The following is a 16833-nucleotide window of genomic DNA, read 5'->3' on the forward strand; positions in this document are numbered from 1 at the left end:
ACCCGATCAGCCGGCCTGGGCCGCTGAACCGGCGGCCACCGCGGTCAATGCGGTCATGTTCACGATCCCTCTCACGGTCGCTGTGGGCGTGAGGATATGGACAGGCTTGGCCGCGCCAAGCAGGATCGGTCCGACGCTGATCCCCTGCCCTGCGACGATCTTGAGGGCGTTGAAGGTGGCATTCGCTGCATCCAAGTTCGGCATGATCAGGAGGTTCGCCTCGGCAGAAAGCCGTGCGTCCGGGAAGATGCGGTTCAGTAACGGCTTGCTGAGCGCCGCATCAGCATGCATCTCACCGTCGACCTCGAGATCCGGAGATCGCTGGTTGATGAGCTTGAGAGCTTCTCGCATCTTGCGGGCAGCTGGATCGCTAGCAGTCCCGAAGTTGGAGTGCGAGACGAGGGCGAGGCGCGGCACCTGCCCAAAGCGCCTCAGTTCGGCTACGGCCAGTGTGGCCATCTCTGCAAGCTCCTCGGCCGTTGGGTCGAGGTGGATGTAGGGATCGCAGATAAAGACCGTGTGCCGCGGCAGCTGGAGCAGGCTCATCGCGGCGAAGCTATGCGCGCCCTCGGCCAGACCGATGACTTCCTCAACATAACGCAGATGATTGCCGTAGGCTCCGAACGTCCCGCACAGGAGACCATCCACTTTGCCACCACAGAGCAGCATCGCCCCGATCAGGGTGCTGTTGCGCCGCATTTCGGCCGCGGCGACATCCCGGGACAGACCGAGCCGCTTGCGTTGCTGGTAATAGGCCTCTGCGAACTGAGCGATAGCGTCCTGCTCATCGAAGCTTGCGATCTCGACATCACGGCCGGGCTGCAGACGCAGGCCGACCGCTGCAATCTTCTGGGCGATCACATCTGGCCGGCCGACCAAGACCGGCGTCGCAAGGTTCTCGTCGACCACCACTTGGGCTGCGCGAAGGACACGGTCGTCCTCGCCTTCCGCGTATACGATGCGCTTGCGGCCGGACTCGGCCGCCGCGGCGAAGACAGGCTGCATCACCGTTCCAGAGGTGTAGACGAACCGCTGGAGGGACCGCCGATATTCCTCAATGTTCGGCAGCGGCCGTGTCGCAACGCCGCTTTCCATCGCGGCTTGGGCAACGGCCGGCGCCACCTTCGTAATCAGCCGCGGATCGAACGGGCGGGGGATCAGGTAGTCAGGACCAAAGCTGATGTCATGCGTGCCGTAGGCAGCGGTCACGACGTCCGACTGCTCGGCCTGGGCGAGCTCGGCGATCGCCCGGACCGCCGCAAGCTTCATCTCCTCATTGATGGTGCTCGCGCCAACGTCGAGGGCGCCGCGGAAGATGAACGGGAAGCAGAGGACGTTGTTGACCTGGTTGGGATAGTCGGAGCGCCCAGTGGCGATAATCACGTCGGGCCGGACTTCCTTTGCAAGCTCCGGCCGGATCTCAGGATCCGGATTGGCGAGTGCCAGGATCAGCGGTCTCTCCGCCATCGCCTTCACCATCTCGGGCTTGAGGACACCGGCGGCGGAGAGGCCGAGGAAAATATCGGCACCCTCCACGATCTCGCCGAGGGTGCGGGCGGATGTCGAGCGGGCATACTGCGCCTTCTGCTCGTCCATGGCCTCGGAGCGACCTTGGTACACGACCCCCTTGGAATCGGTGATGAGGATGTTCTCCTTCCGCACGCCCAGGCCAACCAAGATATTGAGACAGGCAATCGCCGCCGCACCGGCTCCGGAGCAGACGAGCTTGGCATCTTCAATGCGCTTGCCAACCACCTTCAGGCCATTGAGGACTGCCGCCGCAGCGACAATCGCCGTTCCATGCTGGTCATCATGGAAGACCGGGATCTTCATACGCTCGCGCAGCTTCGTCTCGATTACAAAGCATTCGGGCGCCTTGATGTCCTCCAGGTTGATGCCCCCGAAGGTCGGCTCGAGAGAGGCGATGATGTCGACGAGCTTATCCGGGTCAGTCTCATCGATCTCGATATCGAACACATCGATGCCAGCAAACTTGCGGAACAGGCAGCCTTTGCCTTCCATGACGGGCTTGCCGGCAAGCGCGCCAATATTGCCCAAGCCTAGCACGGCCGTGCCATTGGAGATCACAGCGACCAGGTTCCCGCGCGATGTCAGGTTCGCAGCTTCGAGTGGGTCATCCTTGATGGCCAGGCACGCGGCCGCCACCCCGGGGGAGTAGGCCAGCGCGAGGTCGCGCTGCGTGGTCATGTCCTTAGTAGGCAGGACCGTGATCTTCCCCGGGGTCGGGAAGCGATGATAATCGAGGGCCGCCTTGACCAGGAGTTCATCGGCATCTGATTCGGATGGGCTCGCCCCGGCAGCCGATGCTTTGAAGTTTATTTCCTGGCTCATGATCGTGTCCCTCAGTGGTGGATGACAGCGGTGCAAGGCGTGAGAGCTTACGAACTGGATTAGCCTGTCTTGAGCAGGCTAGCCCTTTGGGCGTGCAGTGCTCCCGAGGTCAGCTGCGGTGCGCGCGGCGGCGCCTCCAACCTCCTGCGCTTGAGTGCGCACCCGTTCGAACTGCTGTTGAAGAAATCTTTGCTGCAGGGCGAACATCTCCTGCGGATCCTTGGCCTGCACGAGTTGCTGTGCGAAATCGAAGGTAGCGTTGATGTTGGCCTCAGCCGCAGCCAGCATATTCCGATTTATGTCGCGTGCGCCTGACTGCACCACCTGCACGGAGGCTTCCGCCTTTTCTTGAAGGTTGTTTACCTGGTGCAGGTACTGGTCCACGGCCTGCTTCGCCTGGGCGAGGGTGGTCTCAGCCGCCTGCCTCACATTCTCAGGCACACCGGCGGCATTGGTTGTCCCTATCGTTGAACCCTGCTTTCCGACCATAACTGTCTCCTTCCGTTGGCATCGCTCTGTGTGCGTCCCCACGTCGGCTCAATGCGCCTTCGTTGGCTCCTTTTTTGGCATGTAGAGGTCAGTGATCGTGCCCTCGAAGGCTTCCGCCGCCATGCCGATCGTCTCCGAGAGCGTCGGGTGCGGGTGGATGGTCAGCCCGATATCCTGCGCATCCGCCCCCATCTCGATGGCGAGCGCGGCTTCGGCGATCAGGTCGCCTGCAGACGGACCGACAATGCTGCAGCCGATAATCCGGTCTGTGGCTTCATCGAACAGCACCTTGGTGAGACCCTCGTCACGTCCAAGTGACAGCGAGCGGCCGCTTGCGGCCCAGGGGAATACTCCTTTGCCGTATTTGATCCCCTTCGCCCTGGCCTCGTTCTCGGTCAGGCCGACCCAGGCGACCTCCGGATCGGTGTAGGCGACAGACGGGATCACCTTGGCGTCGAAGAACGCGTTCTTGCCGGCTGCGGTCTCCGCTGCGACCTTGCCCTCGTGCACCGCCTTGTGGGCCAGCATGGGCTGGCCAACGACATCGCCGATGGCGAAGATGTGCGGAACATTGGTGCGCATCTGCCGGTCGACCGGGATGAAGCCGCGCTCGTCCACCACGATGCCGGCGTTCTCCGCGCCAATCAGCTTGCCGTTCGGCCTACGACCGACCGCCACGAGGATCCTGTCGAAGGTGTCAGTGGCTGGGGCGCTGCCGCCCTCAAAGTGCACGGTCAGTCCCTGCCCGTTGGCATCGACTTTGGTGACCTTCGCCTTGAGGTGGATGGCCTCATATTGTTTGGAGATCCGCTTCATCAGCGGGGTGACGATGTCCTTGTCAGCGCCTGGGATGATCTGGTCCATCAGCTCGACCACCGTCACCTTGGCGCCGAGCGCATGATAGACGGTAGCCATCTCCAGGCCGATGATGCCGCCGCCGACGACCAACAGCCGCTGCGGGACACCGTCCAGCTCAAGTGCTCCTGTCGAGTCGACCACCCGCGGATCGTCGTGCGGAATGAATGGCAGCCTCACCGGCTCCGATCCGGCCGCAATGATGGCCTGCTCGAAGCTCACAATCTTGGTTGCACGGTCCTCCGATCTGACCTCGAGCTGATTCATGGAAGCGAACCGTCCGATCCCCGACACCACGGTCACCTTACGTTGCTTGGCGAGCCCAGCCAGCCCGCCCGTGAGGCGCTGCACCACGCCGTCCTTCCAACCACGCAACTTCTCGATGTCGATAGAAGGTTCAGCAAAGCTGATCCCGTGGGCATCCATGCTCTTTGTCTCGTCAATGACCTTGGCGGCGTGTAGGAGCGCCTTGGACGGAATGCAGCCCACATTCAGACAAACACCCCCAAGGCTCGGCCAGCGATCCACCAGCACGACTTTCTTGCCCAGATCCGCGGCCCGGAAGGCCGCAGTGTAGCCGCCCGGGCCAGCCCCGAGCACCAGCACCTCGGCATGGAAGTCGCCGGTCATCGCGACTGGAGGCTTTGCGGTTGGCGCCGGTGCTCTGGGTCTATCCCCTTTCGGCCCGGCCCGCGCCTCGAGCGCCGATGATCCGTAGCCCGCCTGGCCCTGGCCGGGCGCGTGGTCAGCAAGCGCCGTCGCGGAGGTACCTGCGCCGCCCTCCATGACAGCGATCACATCGCCTTGGGAGACGCGATCCCCCACTTTGACCTTGACCTCCCTGATAGTGCCGCTCTGGGCCGCGGGCACCTCCATGGTCGCCTTGTCGGACTCCAGCGTGATCAACGGGTCGTCCACCTTGATTGTGGCTCCCGGCTGCACATGGACTTCGATGATCGGCACGTTCGTGTAGTCGCCGATATCGGGGATTCTGACCTCAACCGACTCATACACCCCACTAGGACTGCCGTAACCGGCTTGGCCTTGGCCGGGCGACGGAGCAGCCTCCTCCTTGATCCGCTCCTTGGGCGGAATGGCGGGCGCTCCCTCTGCGTCCAAGGTGATGATCAAATCGCCCTGCGAGACCCGGTCGCCCGTCTTCACCCTGACCTCGCGGACAGTGCCGGCCGCCGTTGCCGGAATGTCCATCGTTGCCTTGTCGGATTCCAGCGTAATCAGCGTATCGTCGACGCTGATCCTGCTGCCGGGGTGAACGTGCACCTCGAAGACCGGGACGTCTTTGAAGTCGCCGATGTCAGGCAGATGGATCTCGATCGATGTGCTCATCACATTGTCTCCCAGAACGGGTCAGGCATTGGGGCTCGCCGGGTCAGAGCACCAAGCGGCGAACATCCTCCAGCACATGGGCGAGATGGCGCGTGAAGCGGGCGGCCAGAGCTCCATCAATCACGCGGTGGTCGTACGACACTGACAGCGGCAGCATCAGGCGCGGCTCGAAGGTCTCGCCATTCCAGACCGGCGCCATCCGGGAGCGCACAACCCCCAGGATCGCAACCTCGGGTGCGTTGACGAGCGGCGTGAAGGCGGTGCCACCGATCCCTCCGAGGCTCGAGATCGTGAAGGAGGCGCCCTGCATGTCGGTGGCCCCGAGCTTGCCGTCGCGGGCCTTCTTCGACACCGCCCCAAGCTCCTGACTGATGTCGCCAATGCCCTTGCGATCGACATCGCGGATCACCGGCACAACCAACCCTTCCGGCGTGTCGACCGCCACCCCAATATGATAGTACTGCTTGAGGATCAGGGTGTCCTTCTCGGGATTTAGAGAGGCGTTGAACTCGGGGAACTGCTTGAGGGCTGACACGGAGGCTTTCATCAGGAAGGCGAGCAGCGTCACGCGATAGCCCTTGTCCTTGGCGGCGGCATCGAGCTCCTTCCGGTAGACGTCCGTTTCGGTGATATCTGCCTCGTCCTGATGTGTAACAAGCGGCACGTTGAGCCAGGCGCGATGAAGGTGCGGGCCTGAGATCTTCTTGATGCGCGACAGCGGACGCGTCTCGGTCGGGCCGAACTTGGAGAAATCGACCACGGGAACTTCGGGGATGCCCATCCCGCCTGCAGAAGCTGGCGCCGAAACGGGCGCTGCCGGGCCTCTGAGGGCTGCCTTCACATCCTCCTTGGTGATCCGTCCCTTCTCACCGGTTCCGCGGAGAGTCGTAAGATCGATCTCAAGTTCCCGTGCCAAGCGCCGCACGCCCGGACTAGCGTGGACCTGCCCGAAATCTGTTTGGGCGCCTTGCCCATTTGGCTCTGGGGTAGGCGTGGCTGGCTGCGGTGGCTGCCGGGCGGGCGGAGGAGATGGCTCCTGCTGCTCGATGAGTGACGGTGGCTCGGGCATGGTGGCGCTGCCGTCCTTCAGCAGCACGATGGGATGACCCTCGCTGACCTTGTCCCCCAGCTTGATCAGCAGTTTCTCGACGATCCCCGAAGAGGGCGCCGGCACCTCCATGGTGGCTTTGTCTGATTCCAGTGACACGAGAGGGTCATCCTCGTTAACGGTGTCCCCTTCCTTGACGTGCACCTCAATGATCGGCACATCCTTGTAGTCGCCGATATCAGGAATCTTCACCTCGGTTGCCACGGCGTTCCTCCTCCGATCAGGCAACCTCGTTGGGCGGGTCGCCATTTCGATGACTTCGCTACGCGATGCCTAGACTGTCCAGGGCGCGGGTTTCTCCGGATCGATGCCGTACCTGGCGATGGCCTCGGCCACGACGGTGGGCTTCACTTGGCCCCCATCCGCAAGCGACTTGAGCGCCGCCACCGCGATCCAGTGCCGGTCGACCTCGAAGAAGTCGCGCAGGCGCTTGCGATAGTCGGAGCGGCCGAACCCATCCGTTCCGAGCACGCGGTAGCGGCGCGGCACGAACGGCCGGATCTGATCGGCAAAGACGCGCATGTAGTCGGTCGCAGCCACGACCGGCCCCTCATGGCCCTCGAGACAGGTCTCGACATGGGATTTGCGCGGTTCTTCTGTCGGATGAAGCAGGTTCCAACGCTCGACCGCCATTGCCCCGCGGGCGAGTTCCGTAAAGCTCGGGCAACTCCACACATCGGCCACGACGTTGAAGTCCTGAGCCAGCAGATCAGCGGCCGCAATCACCTCCCGCAGGATCGTGCCGCTGCCGAGGAGTTGCACCCGAGATCCCTTCTTTGGCCCCTGTCCTTCCCGGAACAGGTACATACCTTTCAGGATGCCTTCCTGAGCACCCTCCGGCATGGCGGGATGCTCATAGTTCTCGTTCATCACCGTCAGGTAATAGAAAACATCCTCCTGTTCGGCATACATCCGGCGCAGGCCGTCCTGGACGATGACGGCGACCTCATACGAGAACGTCGGGTCATATGAAATGCAGTTGGGGATCGTGGCCGAGAACAGATGGCTGTGGCCATCCTCGTGTTGCAGGCCTTCGCCGTTCAATGTGGTACGTCCCGCCGTACCACCGATCAGGAAGCCCCGCGCCCTCAAATCGCCGGCTGCCCAGGCGAGGTCGCCGACTCGCTGGAAGCCGAACATCGAGTAGTAGACGTAGAACGGGATCATTGGCGTATTCGAGGTCGAATACGCCGTCGCGGCCGCAATCCAGGACGACATCGCACCAGCCTCATTGATGCCCTCCTGCAGCATCTGGCCTGACCTGTCCTCCTTGTAGAACATGAGCTGGTTGGCGTCCTCGGGCCGGTAGAGCTGGCCCACCTGGGAGAAGATGCCGAACTGACGGAACATGCCTTCCATGCCGAAGGTGCGGCTTTCGTCCGGTACGATCGGGACCACGTGCTTGCCGATGGTCTTGTCCCGCAGCAGCGTGTTGAGGACTCGCACGAACGCCATGGTGGTCGAGATCTCGCGTCCCTCCGTCGCCTTGAGCTGCGGCTCGAAGGCGGAAAGCGAAGGCACGTTCAGAGGATCGGACTTCTGCCGACGTGATGGCAGATAGCCACCGAGCGCCTCGCGGCGGGCCTTCAGATAGCGCATCTCTGGGCTATCGTCGGCAAAGCGGATGAAAGGCATCTCTTGGAGCTGTTCGTCCGTCAGGCCGATCTGGAAGCGGTCGCGGAACTGGCGCAGCACCGCCTCACCCATCTTCTTCTGCTGATGGGTGATGTTCTGGCCCTCGCCGGCCTCGCCCATGCCATAGCCCTTGACAGTCTTGGCCAGGATGAGGGTGGGCTGGCCCTTATGCTTGACGGCGGTCGCATAAGCCGCATAGACCTTGCTCGGGTCGTGCCCGCCGCGGGTGAGCTTCCAAATCTCGTCGTCCGACATGTCGGCGACCAGCGCCAGGGTTTCGGGATAACGGCCAAAGAAATGCTCCCGGATGTAGGCACCGTCCTTGGACTTGAAGTCTTGGTACTCGCCGTCGACACATTCCTCCATTAGCTTGACGAGCATGCCGCTCGTGTCCTTCGCGAACAGAGCATCCCAGCCCGAGCCCCACAGCACCTTGATGACGTTCCAGCCGGCCCCCCGGAAGTTGGCCTCGAGCTCCTGGACGATCTTGCCGTTGCCCCGCACCGGTCCGTCGAGGCGCTGCAGGTTGCAATTGATGACGAAGATGAGGTTATCGAGCCTCTCACGTCCCGCCAGCGAGATCGCGCCGAGGCTCTCCGGCTCATCCATCTCGCCGTCGCCCATGAAGGCCCAGACCTTGCGTTCCTCGGTTTGGGCCAAGCCTCGGAAATGCAGGTACTTGAGGAAGCGGGCCTGGTAGATCGCCATCAATGGGCCCAACCCCATTGAGACTGTTGGGAACTGCCAGAAGTCGGGCATCAGCCACGGATGGGGATAGGACGACAGGCCTTTGTCCTCGACCTCCTGACGGAAGCTGAGGAGTTGCTCCTCCGTAAGGCGGCCTTCGAGGAAGGCACGAGCATAGATACCTGGCGAGGAATGGCCCTGGATGTAAACAAGATCGCCGCCATGTTCATCCGAGGCTGCCCGCCAGAAATGCATGAAGCCGGTGTCGTAGAGGGTTGCCGCCGACTGGAAGCTGGCAATGTGACCTCCGAGTTCGGAGGATTCCTTGTTGGCCTTGAGCACGATGGCGAGGGCGTTCCAGCGGATCGCCGATCGGATCCGGTGCTCGATGGCCCTGTCACCGGGATGGGGCTCCTGCCGCTCGACAGGAATTGTGTTTACGTAGGGGGTCGTTGCCGAGTACGGGACAGGAGCACCCTTGCGTCGGGCTCCGTCTATCACTTGTTCCAAGAGGAAGTGGACTCTGTCGGGGCCATCGACCTCCAGAACACCATTCAACGAGTCGAGCCATTCTCTGGTCTCGATCGGATCAAGGTCGCGACTGCGGTCCACCGTCACCTCCCAGGCGCCTCCCGTCAGACGCGGGTGCGCTGATTACTTAGACGTGGGTACGCTGATGACTTGGGTTCGGCCGAACAGCTGTGCTGACTAACCTAGGTTAGCTGGTTGATGTAAACTCAGCAGTAACGCATTCGGTTCCCGTTGTGAAAACTCAGATGGAGAAGTTCTTGCAACCATTCTCCTCAGGCCTGAGTATTTTCCATATCACAGCCATTCAGGACGTTAAGCAGGGCCTCACGACAGTATCCCACCCAGGAACAAGCTAGGCCGGATAGCCATAGCATGCCGTGGTGAACAGGCTTTCCGATACTAGGTTCATGCGATTACCGCACAATGTCGCTTCACAATACCCACCGCTTAGGAGAAACTGTCTTCCGACAATGCGAATTAACGTGAAACGGCACCGCGTCATCGAAAGCGAGGGAGGTTCTCATGCTTCGAATCGCTGCGAAATTCTTCGCGATGTTTCTGGTGCTGTGTTCAGGGTATCAGCCGGCTTCTGCAGTAGAGCCGCATTGGCCTGCATCGCTGACGATCGGCACAGCCTCTCCGGGAGGCACATATCATGCCTATGGCGGAGGGCTAGCACGGATCCTGACGCGTGCTCTTAACATTCCAGTGGTAGCCCGAGCAACCGAAGGACCAGGGCAGAACATCCTCTTGCTAGAAGCAGGCGAGATCCAAGTCGGGTTTGTCACCCTTGGTGTCGCTCTGCAGGGCTGGAACGGATCAGCTCCTTGGACTGGAGGCAAACAGCTGAGGACGATGCGCGCCCTCTTCCCCATGTACGACACGCCATTCCAGTTCATGGTCCGCGAGGAATCTGGGATCCACTCAGTGGGCGAACTCAGTGGTAAGCGCATCGGGGTCGGCCCGCAGGGTGGCACATCGGGAGCCTACATTCCCGAGTTCTTCAAGGTTCTAAAAGTTGACGCTTCACTTGTTCATGGCGAGTGGGCAGAACTGGCGAACCAGGTTCAGGCTGGAGCTCTTGATGGGCTCGCAGTTGCCGCTGGCGTTCCATTTCCCTCGTTTATTGATCTCGAACAAAAGGGAAAGGTCCGTTACCTACCCGTTACTCCGCAACAGATCCGCGATCTGCGTCTCGCCATGCCGGAACTTGGGACCTCTGTGGTCGGAGCGGGCACCTACCCATCCCTGAGAAATAACTACGGGACGGTCGGGCTTTACAACTTCGCGGTCGCTCATCGTGATGTTCCCGCGGACCTCGTTTATGCAATCGTTGACGCCGTTTTCGCGAACCATGACGAGTTGGTCGAGGTCCACTCGGCCGCAGCCGAGACGGTGCCGGCGAACTTCACCCGCAACTCCTTTCTCCCGTTCCATGACGGTGCGAGCCGCTGGTATCAGAACCACGGTGCTATCGGCATCACACGTGGCGATTGAGGAGATTTAGTCGTCCGTGAAGAATGTTCTGTCGGCTTGAGTCACGCGCGTTGCGTCGGTGGAGCATATCCGACCAACAACAGGACAAGGGCCCATAAAAGCGCCGCCAGCCACCGCAGCAGGAGTGAGAAGTTGTAGCCGATCGCCGCCAGCACTGCGTTGATGCGGTCGCCGTCACGGCCTTTCAGATGATTGCGGCTCATCCGGTGCTCGGCTTTCAGATGCCCGATCACCGGCTCGATGGCGGCCCGCCGCTTCATCTCACGTTTGAGAGCAGCCGTGGTCCGGCGCACCTGGCCTGAGATCCAGACCTGAAAGCGGTTCGGGTGGTTGTGCCCGCGGTAGCCCTTGTCGACATGCGTGCGTTTGACCTCAATCCCGGTCATCGCCGCCACATCCGCTACCGCGGCCGCCAGCGTATGGCCGTCATATGGATTGCCGTGCAACGCCCGGGCATGGAGGACGAACTGACCGCCCTTGGGCTTCGTCACCGGAGTGGCGATGCTCACCTTGCAGCCGAACTCGTACGGCGTGCGGGCCTTACCCTTGCCGATGCATTCCACCTCGGGCGCATGCAGCGCGTAGACCTTGGGCCCGCGTTGGCGTTGGGTCTGCTGCCGAACCCGGACCGCCAGGGCAAGCAGCGGGCCGAAGCGCTCCTCCAGAGCCGTATCGCCTTTGATCTTGCGGCGTACGTCCCGGATCACCCGCCCGAGCCGGGCACGCAGAAACCGCAGCTCGCGGTTCGCCCGCTTGAACTGATGCGCATGCTGATAGCGGCCGATCCGGATCAGGGCGTGCTTGGCCACTCTTCGATAGCTCTGGCGCAGTCTGACACCACACCTCCTGGCGAGTTCCACCAACTTGATCAGGGCCCGGTGCATCAGGCGGGCATCGGTGGGATAAGCCACCGCCTTGGGCTGCACCGTGGTGTCGACGGCGACCCGCTCGAGATCCTTCGTCGCCAGAGCTCCAGTCTGATGCGCCACGGAAAGGCTCTCCTGCAGCAGGGCAGTCAGATGCTCCTCGCCTAACCGCTGGCGCCACCGCGTCAGGGACGAGCGATCGAACGGCAGATCATGGCGGAAGCTGACCTCGCCGCAGAAGAACTGCACGTAAGGGCTGTCGAGAAAGCGGGCGCACAGTGCCTCGTCGGACAGGCTCTCCATGTGCTTGAGGATCATCAGGCCAGCCATCAATCGCACCGGCAGGGGCGGCTGGCCCGGTCCCGGCCTGTAGACGCCGCCGAGGCGGCGTTCGAGGAACGCCCAATCGATGCGCTGGGCGAGCAGCACCAGGGGATGCTTCAGGTCGATGATGCTGTCCAAGGTGGGGCGGAACAGGTCCTTCTGGCGCTCGTCTTTCGACTTCGACATGGCGCAACTCCGGCCGGGTGGAGTGCTCCCGATTGAATCAGATCCTGGGCTGGAGCGGCAACGGAAAACGCAGGAAATCCACCGTTGTCGCCCCGCAATCCTGCAAATCCGAAGCTGGCGATACGACCAATATCCCAATCGCCCCAATAGGATCGGAATTCTTCACGGACGACGATTTATTAGGACGCAAAGTGGCGATACCGATTGAGCTATGACTCTCGGGATTCAGCGAGAGCACGCCCTCTTCTCACTTGACACGTTGTCTCCTAACCGACCAAGACCTGTGGCAGAGCCGATAACCGGGTGCGGAGTTCTTCTTGAGGGTTGTGAGCAGTGTCTGTGATACCACTCCGCGGATGATCTGCCTCCTCTGAGGGCCGGCACTATCCGAAAATCTAAGATATCCTACCCACCGCCAATTCCCTCAATTATCTTGCCGGTGCCTCCGCAGGCAGGGCAAGGCTCGTTACCGATTTGGCCGGAACCTTTGCAGTCGGGGCAGATATCCTCGCCTGTCCCCGGCGTATCAGGTTGAGCCACATCTCCGGGGTTCAATGCTGGTTTGTCTTGGATCGCTGCCCGATCCTGGGACTTTGTCATGACGGTGCTCACTCTTTCTCTGAGCTCCCGGACCAACGCGGCAGCGTTGAGTGGGTTCATTGAATGACCCGAAGCTCTGCGAGAAAGGTGAACACAAAGCACCTTTGTTTCGGCAACTTTATAGACCGCGATGGCTTGGGATCACATAAGACCGTCCGGTCCGATTGTGCGTTGGTCTATGACCGCGTACTCGCGCAGGTGCAGCGATGGACAACACAGCTTCCGGAGATCCGCCCTTTGGTTTTGCTCCACTGTCTCTGCGACGCGGTGCAGAAACGAGCGCCTCAAGGTCTTTTCCTGGAGAAGATTCTTGAGAGCAGCTCATTACCACTCTGGAGGAAGCTCATGGCTGGTGAGGACAATCACAAAACGCAAGCGCAGGTAAGCGGCAACATGCCCGGACCCGATGTGATGCTGGGTCTTTGGGCCTCGTGGATGGACCAGATGTCCGCCGCAGTCCGACCTCCCTTGGATCCCGGCGCAGCGTGGTGGGAGATGACAACGAACAACCCTTCTTCAAGTCTTATCGCTGGAGGAGTCGGTCAACTCCAGGAGAGCCTAGCCAGAGATCCCACCCTTCGTTCTATCGACCAGATGTGGAATGCCAATCCCCTGCGGGAGGTCGTGCCGGTCGACTGGGCCGAGATCGCCCGGGCTCTGCGGATTGTCTCGTTGCGCTCGCTGAACAAGCCCAGCACAGCCTTGTCCGTTGCGGACTTCAACCAGGATCTCTGGCGCTCCGCGCTCGACGTGTGGCACGAAGCAGGGCAGCGCTGGCTGGGCCTTGCGGGCTCACCGTCAGCCGAAAGACCAGCTTCCGCCGCAGACAAGCGGTTCGCCGCCCCCGAGTGGCACACGAACCCGGTTTATCGCACCCTCCAGCAGATCTATCTGCTCGCGTCGGACTGGCTCCTGCAACAGGGCGACGTGGAGGGCATGGACGAGGCCGAGCAGCGGCGCATCAACTTTCATCTGCGGCAGTTCGTGGACGCGATGAGCCCCGCGCTGATGCTGTTGTCAAACCCGGCAGCACTGCAGAAGGCTGTTGAGACAGGAGGGACCAGTATCACGGCGGGCGCCGCTAATCTGATCACGGATCTTCAGGCCGGGCGCCTCAGCATGGTCGACACGGAGGCTTTCGCGCCGGGACGGAATCTTGCCCTCACCCCCGGAAAGGTGGTCCACCGCAACCGCCTGATTGAGCTGATCCAGTATGCGCCCACAACCGAGAAGGTTCACAAGACGCCGCTGCTGATCATGCCACCCTGGATCAACAAGTACTACATCCTCGACATGCAGCCGAAGAACAGCCTAGTGCGCTATCTAGTCGAGCAAGGGTTCACAGTCTTCCTGATCTCCTGGAAGAACCCGGATGCCTCCATGGATGAGATTGGCATCGAGGACTACATGGACCTCGGCCCGCTCGAGGCCAGCGATGTCGTGCGCGAGATCACGGGCAGTCCCACGGTCAACACCATGGGCTACTGCATCGGTGGGACGCTGCTGACGATGACGCTGGCGGCCCTTGCGGCCAAGGGTGACAAGCGGTTCACCTCTGCCAGCTTCATGGTCTCGCTGCAAGATTTCTCGCGCGTGGGCGACACTGCCGTCTTCATGGACGAGCCGGGGGTGGACTTGATCGAACAACAGATGATGGAGCGCGGCTATCTCGACAGCCGCGAGATGTCCAGCATGTTCAACCTGCTGCGCTCGAACGATCTGATCTGGGCCAACGTGGTCAACAACTATCTGATGGGCAACAAGCCGCCCACCTTTGATCTCCTGTACTGGAACAGCGACGGCACCCGGATGGCCCGCGCGGCCCACAGTTGGTACCTGCGCAACACCTATGTTGAGAACAACCTGATCAAACCCGGCAAGATTACGCTTAAGGGCGAGGCGCTTGATCTCGGCCACATTCGCCAGGATACCTATGCGGTCGGAGCAGAAAAGGACCACATCGTGCCCTGGGATGCGGCCTGGCGTATCACACAACTGTTCGGCGGCAATGTACGCTTCGTGCTGGCCTCCAGCGGCCATATTGCCGGAATCATCAACCCACCGGGTGGCAAAGGCACCTACTGGACGCAGGACGAAAACGCGGCATCCGCGAGCAATCCGGAGGAATGGCGGCAGCGTGCCACGCGGCATGAGGGCAGCTGGTGGTCCGACTGGACGGCGTGGCTTGCAGCTCGGTCGGGGCGGAAAAGCGCACCACCCCAGATGGGCAGCTCCAAGTACCCGCCCCTGCAGGACGCGCCAGGCACTTATGTGCTCGAACGATAGGGAGAAGGTGTCAGTGAGTGCGGCCCCGACCATAGACGGATTGACCGAGGCCTACTCACTTCGAGCTCCCGCTACTCCGGCCTTACTTTCTGGTGCTTCTGCTTCTTGAGCCCGCCGTTCCGCCGGTCTGATCTGTGCTCGTCTGACCCGAGGCTGCCTGGCTCAGAGCCGATTGCATGCTGGCGCCGAACTCGCGCATCTGCGCCTGCATGGCCTCAAATTGCGAGCGCACGAAATCCGCTTGGATCTGCGCGGCTTCCTGCGGATTCCTGGCTCGGACAAGCCGCTCGGCCATGTCCAGCGCAGCATGGATGTTCTCCTCCGCGGAGGTAAATGTCCTTTGGGTTACGTCTCGAGCGCTGGCCCGAGCCGTGTCAGCCGATTGCTCCATGGTTTCAGCCGCCCTGCGGGCTGCCCCCAGGAAGGTGTCCAGCGCATGGCGGGCCTGTTCGAGACTTTTCTCGGCCCCCTCACGCATTTGCGCAGGAACCTCGAAGCTGGTTTGTTTTGCATCGGCCATGATTGATCTCCGTTCGGCTGTTCCAACGGCCGCAGCCGGCTGGGTTAATTTGGACCGAAGGTCCCGCTGCGCCGCAGACAAGAAACGCCGATGATTGCCGAAAGGATCGCATGACTGGTCGACCGACGCTGAAGCTCAGGCCGGACAATCTTGCTTGGCGCTAATGAATGTCCGCGAACCTCCCGAACCTAGAACTAAGGCCTAGAGCACCGGACGGTTAAACGGACGCATATCCGGCCGCCCTGAGGAAGTTCCAACACTCGTGCGGCTCGAAGAGATTGCAGATGTCGCCGAGGGCGCGCCAAAGCGCGTCAAAGGTTCGGGCTTCAGCTTTGCGCAGGTGTGCCTTGACCTTGGCGAAGGCCTGCTCAATCGGGTTCATGTCCGGACTGTACGGGGGCAGGAACAGAAACCAGGCTCCGCGTTGCTTCAGGCATTGGGCGGCCTTCTCGCTCTTGTGGGCCGCCAGGTTGTCGAGGATTACCACGTCGCCTTGGTGCAGCGTCGGCGCGAGCTGGGTCTCGATATAAGCCTCAAACGCCAAGCGGGTGATCGGGCCATCAATCACCCACGGAGCGCTCAACTCGCTGCACCGTAGCCCGGCTACAAAGGTATGGGTTGTCCAGTGTCCAAAGGGAGCTTTCATGCGCAGGCGCTGGCCGCGGCGAGAACGTCCGCGCAGGCGCGTCATCTTGGTGTTGACGTACGTCTCATCGAGAAAGATCAAGCGGTGCGGCTCTTGGCGCATATGCGGCTGACGGTGGGTATGCCAGACGCGGCGCTCATCCCGCACGGCGGCGTGTGCGCATTCCGCCGCCATCAGGACTTTTTTATAGCTGAAGCCGCGGTGGCACAGAAAGCGCGAGAGCATTGCGGGAGCTGCCATCACCCCGTGTTCCTCCAGCAGCCTCGCGGCCAGTTCGGGCATGGTGATGGCGGGGTGGGCCTCGACCGTCTGGATCAGGAAGCTCTCATAAGCCACCAGCTTGCCGCGTCCGGGCGGGCGGCCTTGCCGGGCCGGCGCCGGCGAGCCGGTGTCCCGCGTTCGCCGCACCAGCTTGATGGCCAAGCTCTCGCTGACGTCAAAGTGCTCGGCTGCCGCTCGGCAGGAATGACCGGCCTCGACAAAGTCGGCGACGCGCACCCGCAGATCCAGGGAATAGCAATGACCCATGATCCACCTCCCGTTCCAGCAAGTGAATCACGGATCGCGCCAGCCCAAAACCCCGGGAGTCGGATTTCCAGTCCGATGCTCTAGAACAACGCAGCGGCCCTCTTCCGAGCAGTCAGAGGTCGGTATAGCCCTTCCGGCGCAGGGTTTCTGCCCAAGTTTGCAGCGCGACCGCGGCCTTGGCTTCATCAGGAAAGATCTCGACCTTCTCCTGGCCCTTGGAGCCCACGAAGCCCCAGTTCCGCACCAGCCGGATCGTGCCGAACAGATCACGCTCGATCATCATGCTGAAGAAGCGCGCCCTGCCCTGCTCCGGGTTGCGCCGATAGAGCACCGGATGATGCCGTATCGGCGAACGAGCGTCAGGCATCCTGGAAGT

General features: G+C 61.7%; 12 protein-coding genes. 3 read left to right on the forward strand and 9 right to left on the reverse strand.

The features are described 5' to 3' along the window. Positions 1-6: 6 nt before the first annotated feature. From JO965_RS43805 to aceE, 5 genes are all read right to left on the reverse strand, one after another. Positions 7-2352, reverse strand: coding sequence for an NADP-dependent malic enzyme (locus JO965_RS43805; protein WP_203447836.1), 2346 nt, complete (start codon positions 2350-2352; stop codon positions 7-9). A gap of 78 nt (positions 2353-2430) precedes the next feature. Further along, entirely contained in the window at positions 2431-2841 is a 411-nt protein-coding gene (phaP, locus tag JO965_RS43810; RefSeq protein ID WP_203447837.1) for a TIGR01841 family phasin, read from the reverse strand. Between the two features lie 48 nt (positions 2842-2889). Next, positions 2890-5043 carry a dihydrolipoyl dehydrogenase gene (gene lpdA, locus JO965_RS43815; RefSeq protein ID WP_203447838.1) on the reverse strand — a complete coding sequence of 718 codons (2154 nt, stop codon included), beginning with the start codon at positions 5041-5043 and terminating at the stop codon, positions 2890-2892. A 43-nt stretch (positions 5044-5086) separates the two neighbouring features. Continuing rightward, complete coding sequence (aceF, locus tag JO965_RS43820; RefSeq protein WP_246777315.1) at positions 5087-6355, reverse strand: dihydrolipoyllysine-residue acetyltransferase; 1269 nt, start codon at positions 6353-6355, stop codon at positions 5087-5089. Positions 6356-6424: 69 nt separating this feature from the next. Further along, positions 6425-9085 (reverse strand): pyruvate dehydrogenase (acetyl-transferring), homodimeric type, encoded by a 2661-nt coding sequence (gene aceE / locus JO965_RS43825; protein ID WP_203447840.1) that lies wholly within the window; start codon positions 9083-9085, stop codon positions 6425-6427. 441 nt (positions 9086-9526) lie between these two features. On the opposite strand from aceE, the gene JO965_RS43830 reads away from it, so the two are divergent. Continuing rightward, complete coding sequence (locus tag JO965_RS43830; protein ID WP_256451959.1) at positions 9527-10501, forward strand: TAXI family TRAP transporter solute-binding subunit; 975 nt, start codon at positions 9527-9529, stop codon at positions 10499-10501. Positions 10502-10542: 41 nt separating this feature from the next. Here the strand turns inward: JO965_RS43830 and JO965_RS43835 are convergent, their stop codons facing one another. Further along, the gene (locus tag JO965_RS43835) at positions 10543-11877 is read right to left on the reverse strand and encodes an IS5 family transposase (RefSeq protein WP_203447841.1); all 1335 of its coding nucleotides are present in this window, start codon (positions 11875-11877) and stop codon (positions 10543-10545) included. A 32-nt stretch (positions 11878-11909) separates the two neighbouring features. Here JO965_RS43835 and JO965_RS43840 point away from each other — a divergent pair, with 32 nt between their 5' ends. Next, positions 11910-12092, forward strand: a complete 183-nt coding sequence (locus JO965_RS43840; protein WP_203447842.1) for a hypothetical protein — start codon at positions 11910-11912, stop codon at positions 12090-12092. A gap of 730 nt (positions 12093-12822) precedes the next feature. Further along, positions 12823-14763, forward strand: coding sequence for an alpha/beta hydrolase (locus JO965_RS43845; protein ID WP_203447843.1), 1941 nt, complete (start codon positions 12823-12825; stop codon positions 14761-14763). Positions 14764-14845: 82 nt separating this feature from the next. On the opposite strand, the gene JO965_RS43850 is transcribed toward JO965_RS43845, so the two are convergent. From JO965_RS43850 to JO965_RS43860, 3 genes are all read right to left on the reverse strand, one after another. After that, a complete protein-coding gene (locus JO965_RS43850; RefSeq protein WP_246777317.1) occupies positions 14846-15283 on the reverse strand; it encodes a phasin in 438 nt (145 codons plus the stop codon). Between the two features lie 217 nt (positions 15284-15500). After that, the gene (locus JO965_RS43855) at positions 15501-16457 is read right to left on the reverse strand and encodes an IS630 family transposase (RefSeq protein ID WP_203447844.1); all 957 of its coding nucleotides are present in this window, start codon (positions 16455-16457) and stop codon (positions 15501-15503) included. A 112-nt stretch (positions 16458-16569) separates the two neighbouring features. Next, a complete protein-coding gene (locus JO965_RS43860) occupies positions 16570-16824 on the reverse strand; it encodes a WGR domain-containing protein (RefSeq protein ID WP_203447845.1) in 255 nt (84 codons plus the stop codon). Positions 16825-16833 lie beyond the last annotated feature (9 nt).

Origin of the sequence: Microvirga sp. VF16, assembly GCF_016864375.1 — a bacterium.
Taxonomy (GTDB): Bacteria; Pseudomonadota; Alphaproteobacteria; order Rhizobiales; family Beijerinckiaceae; genus Microvirga.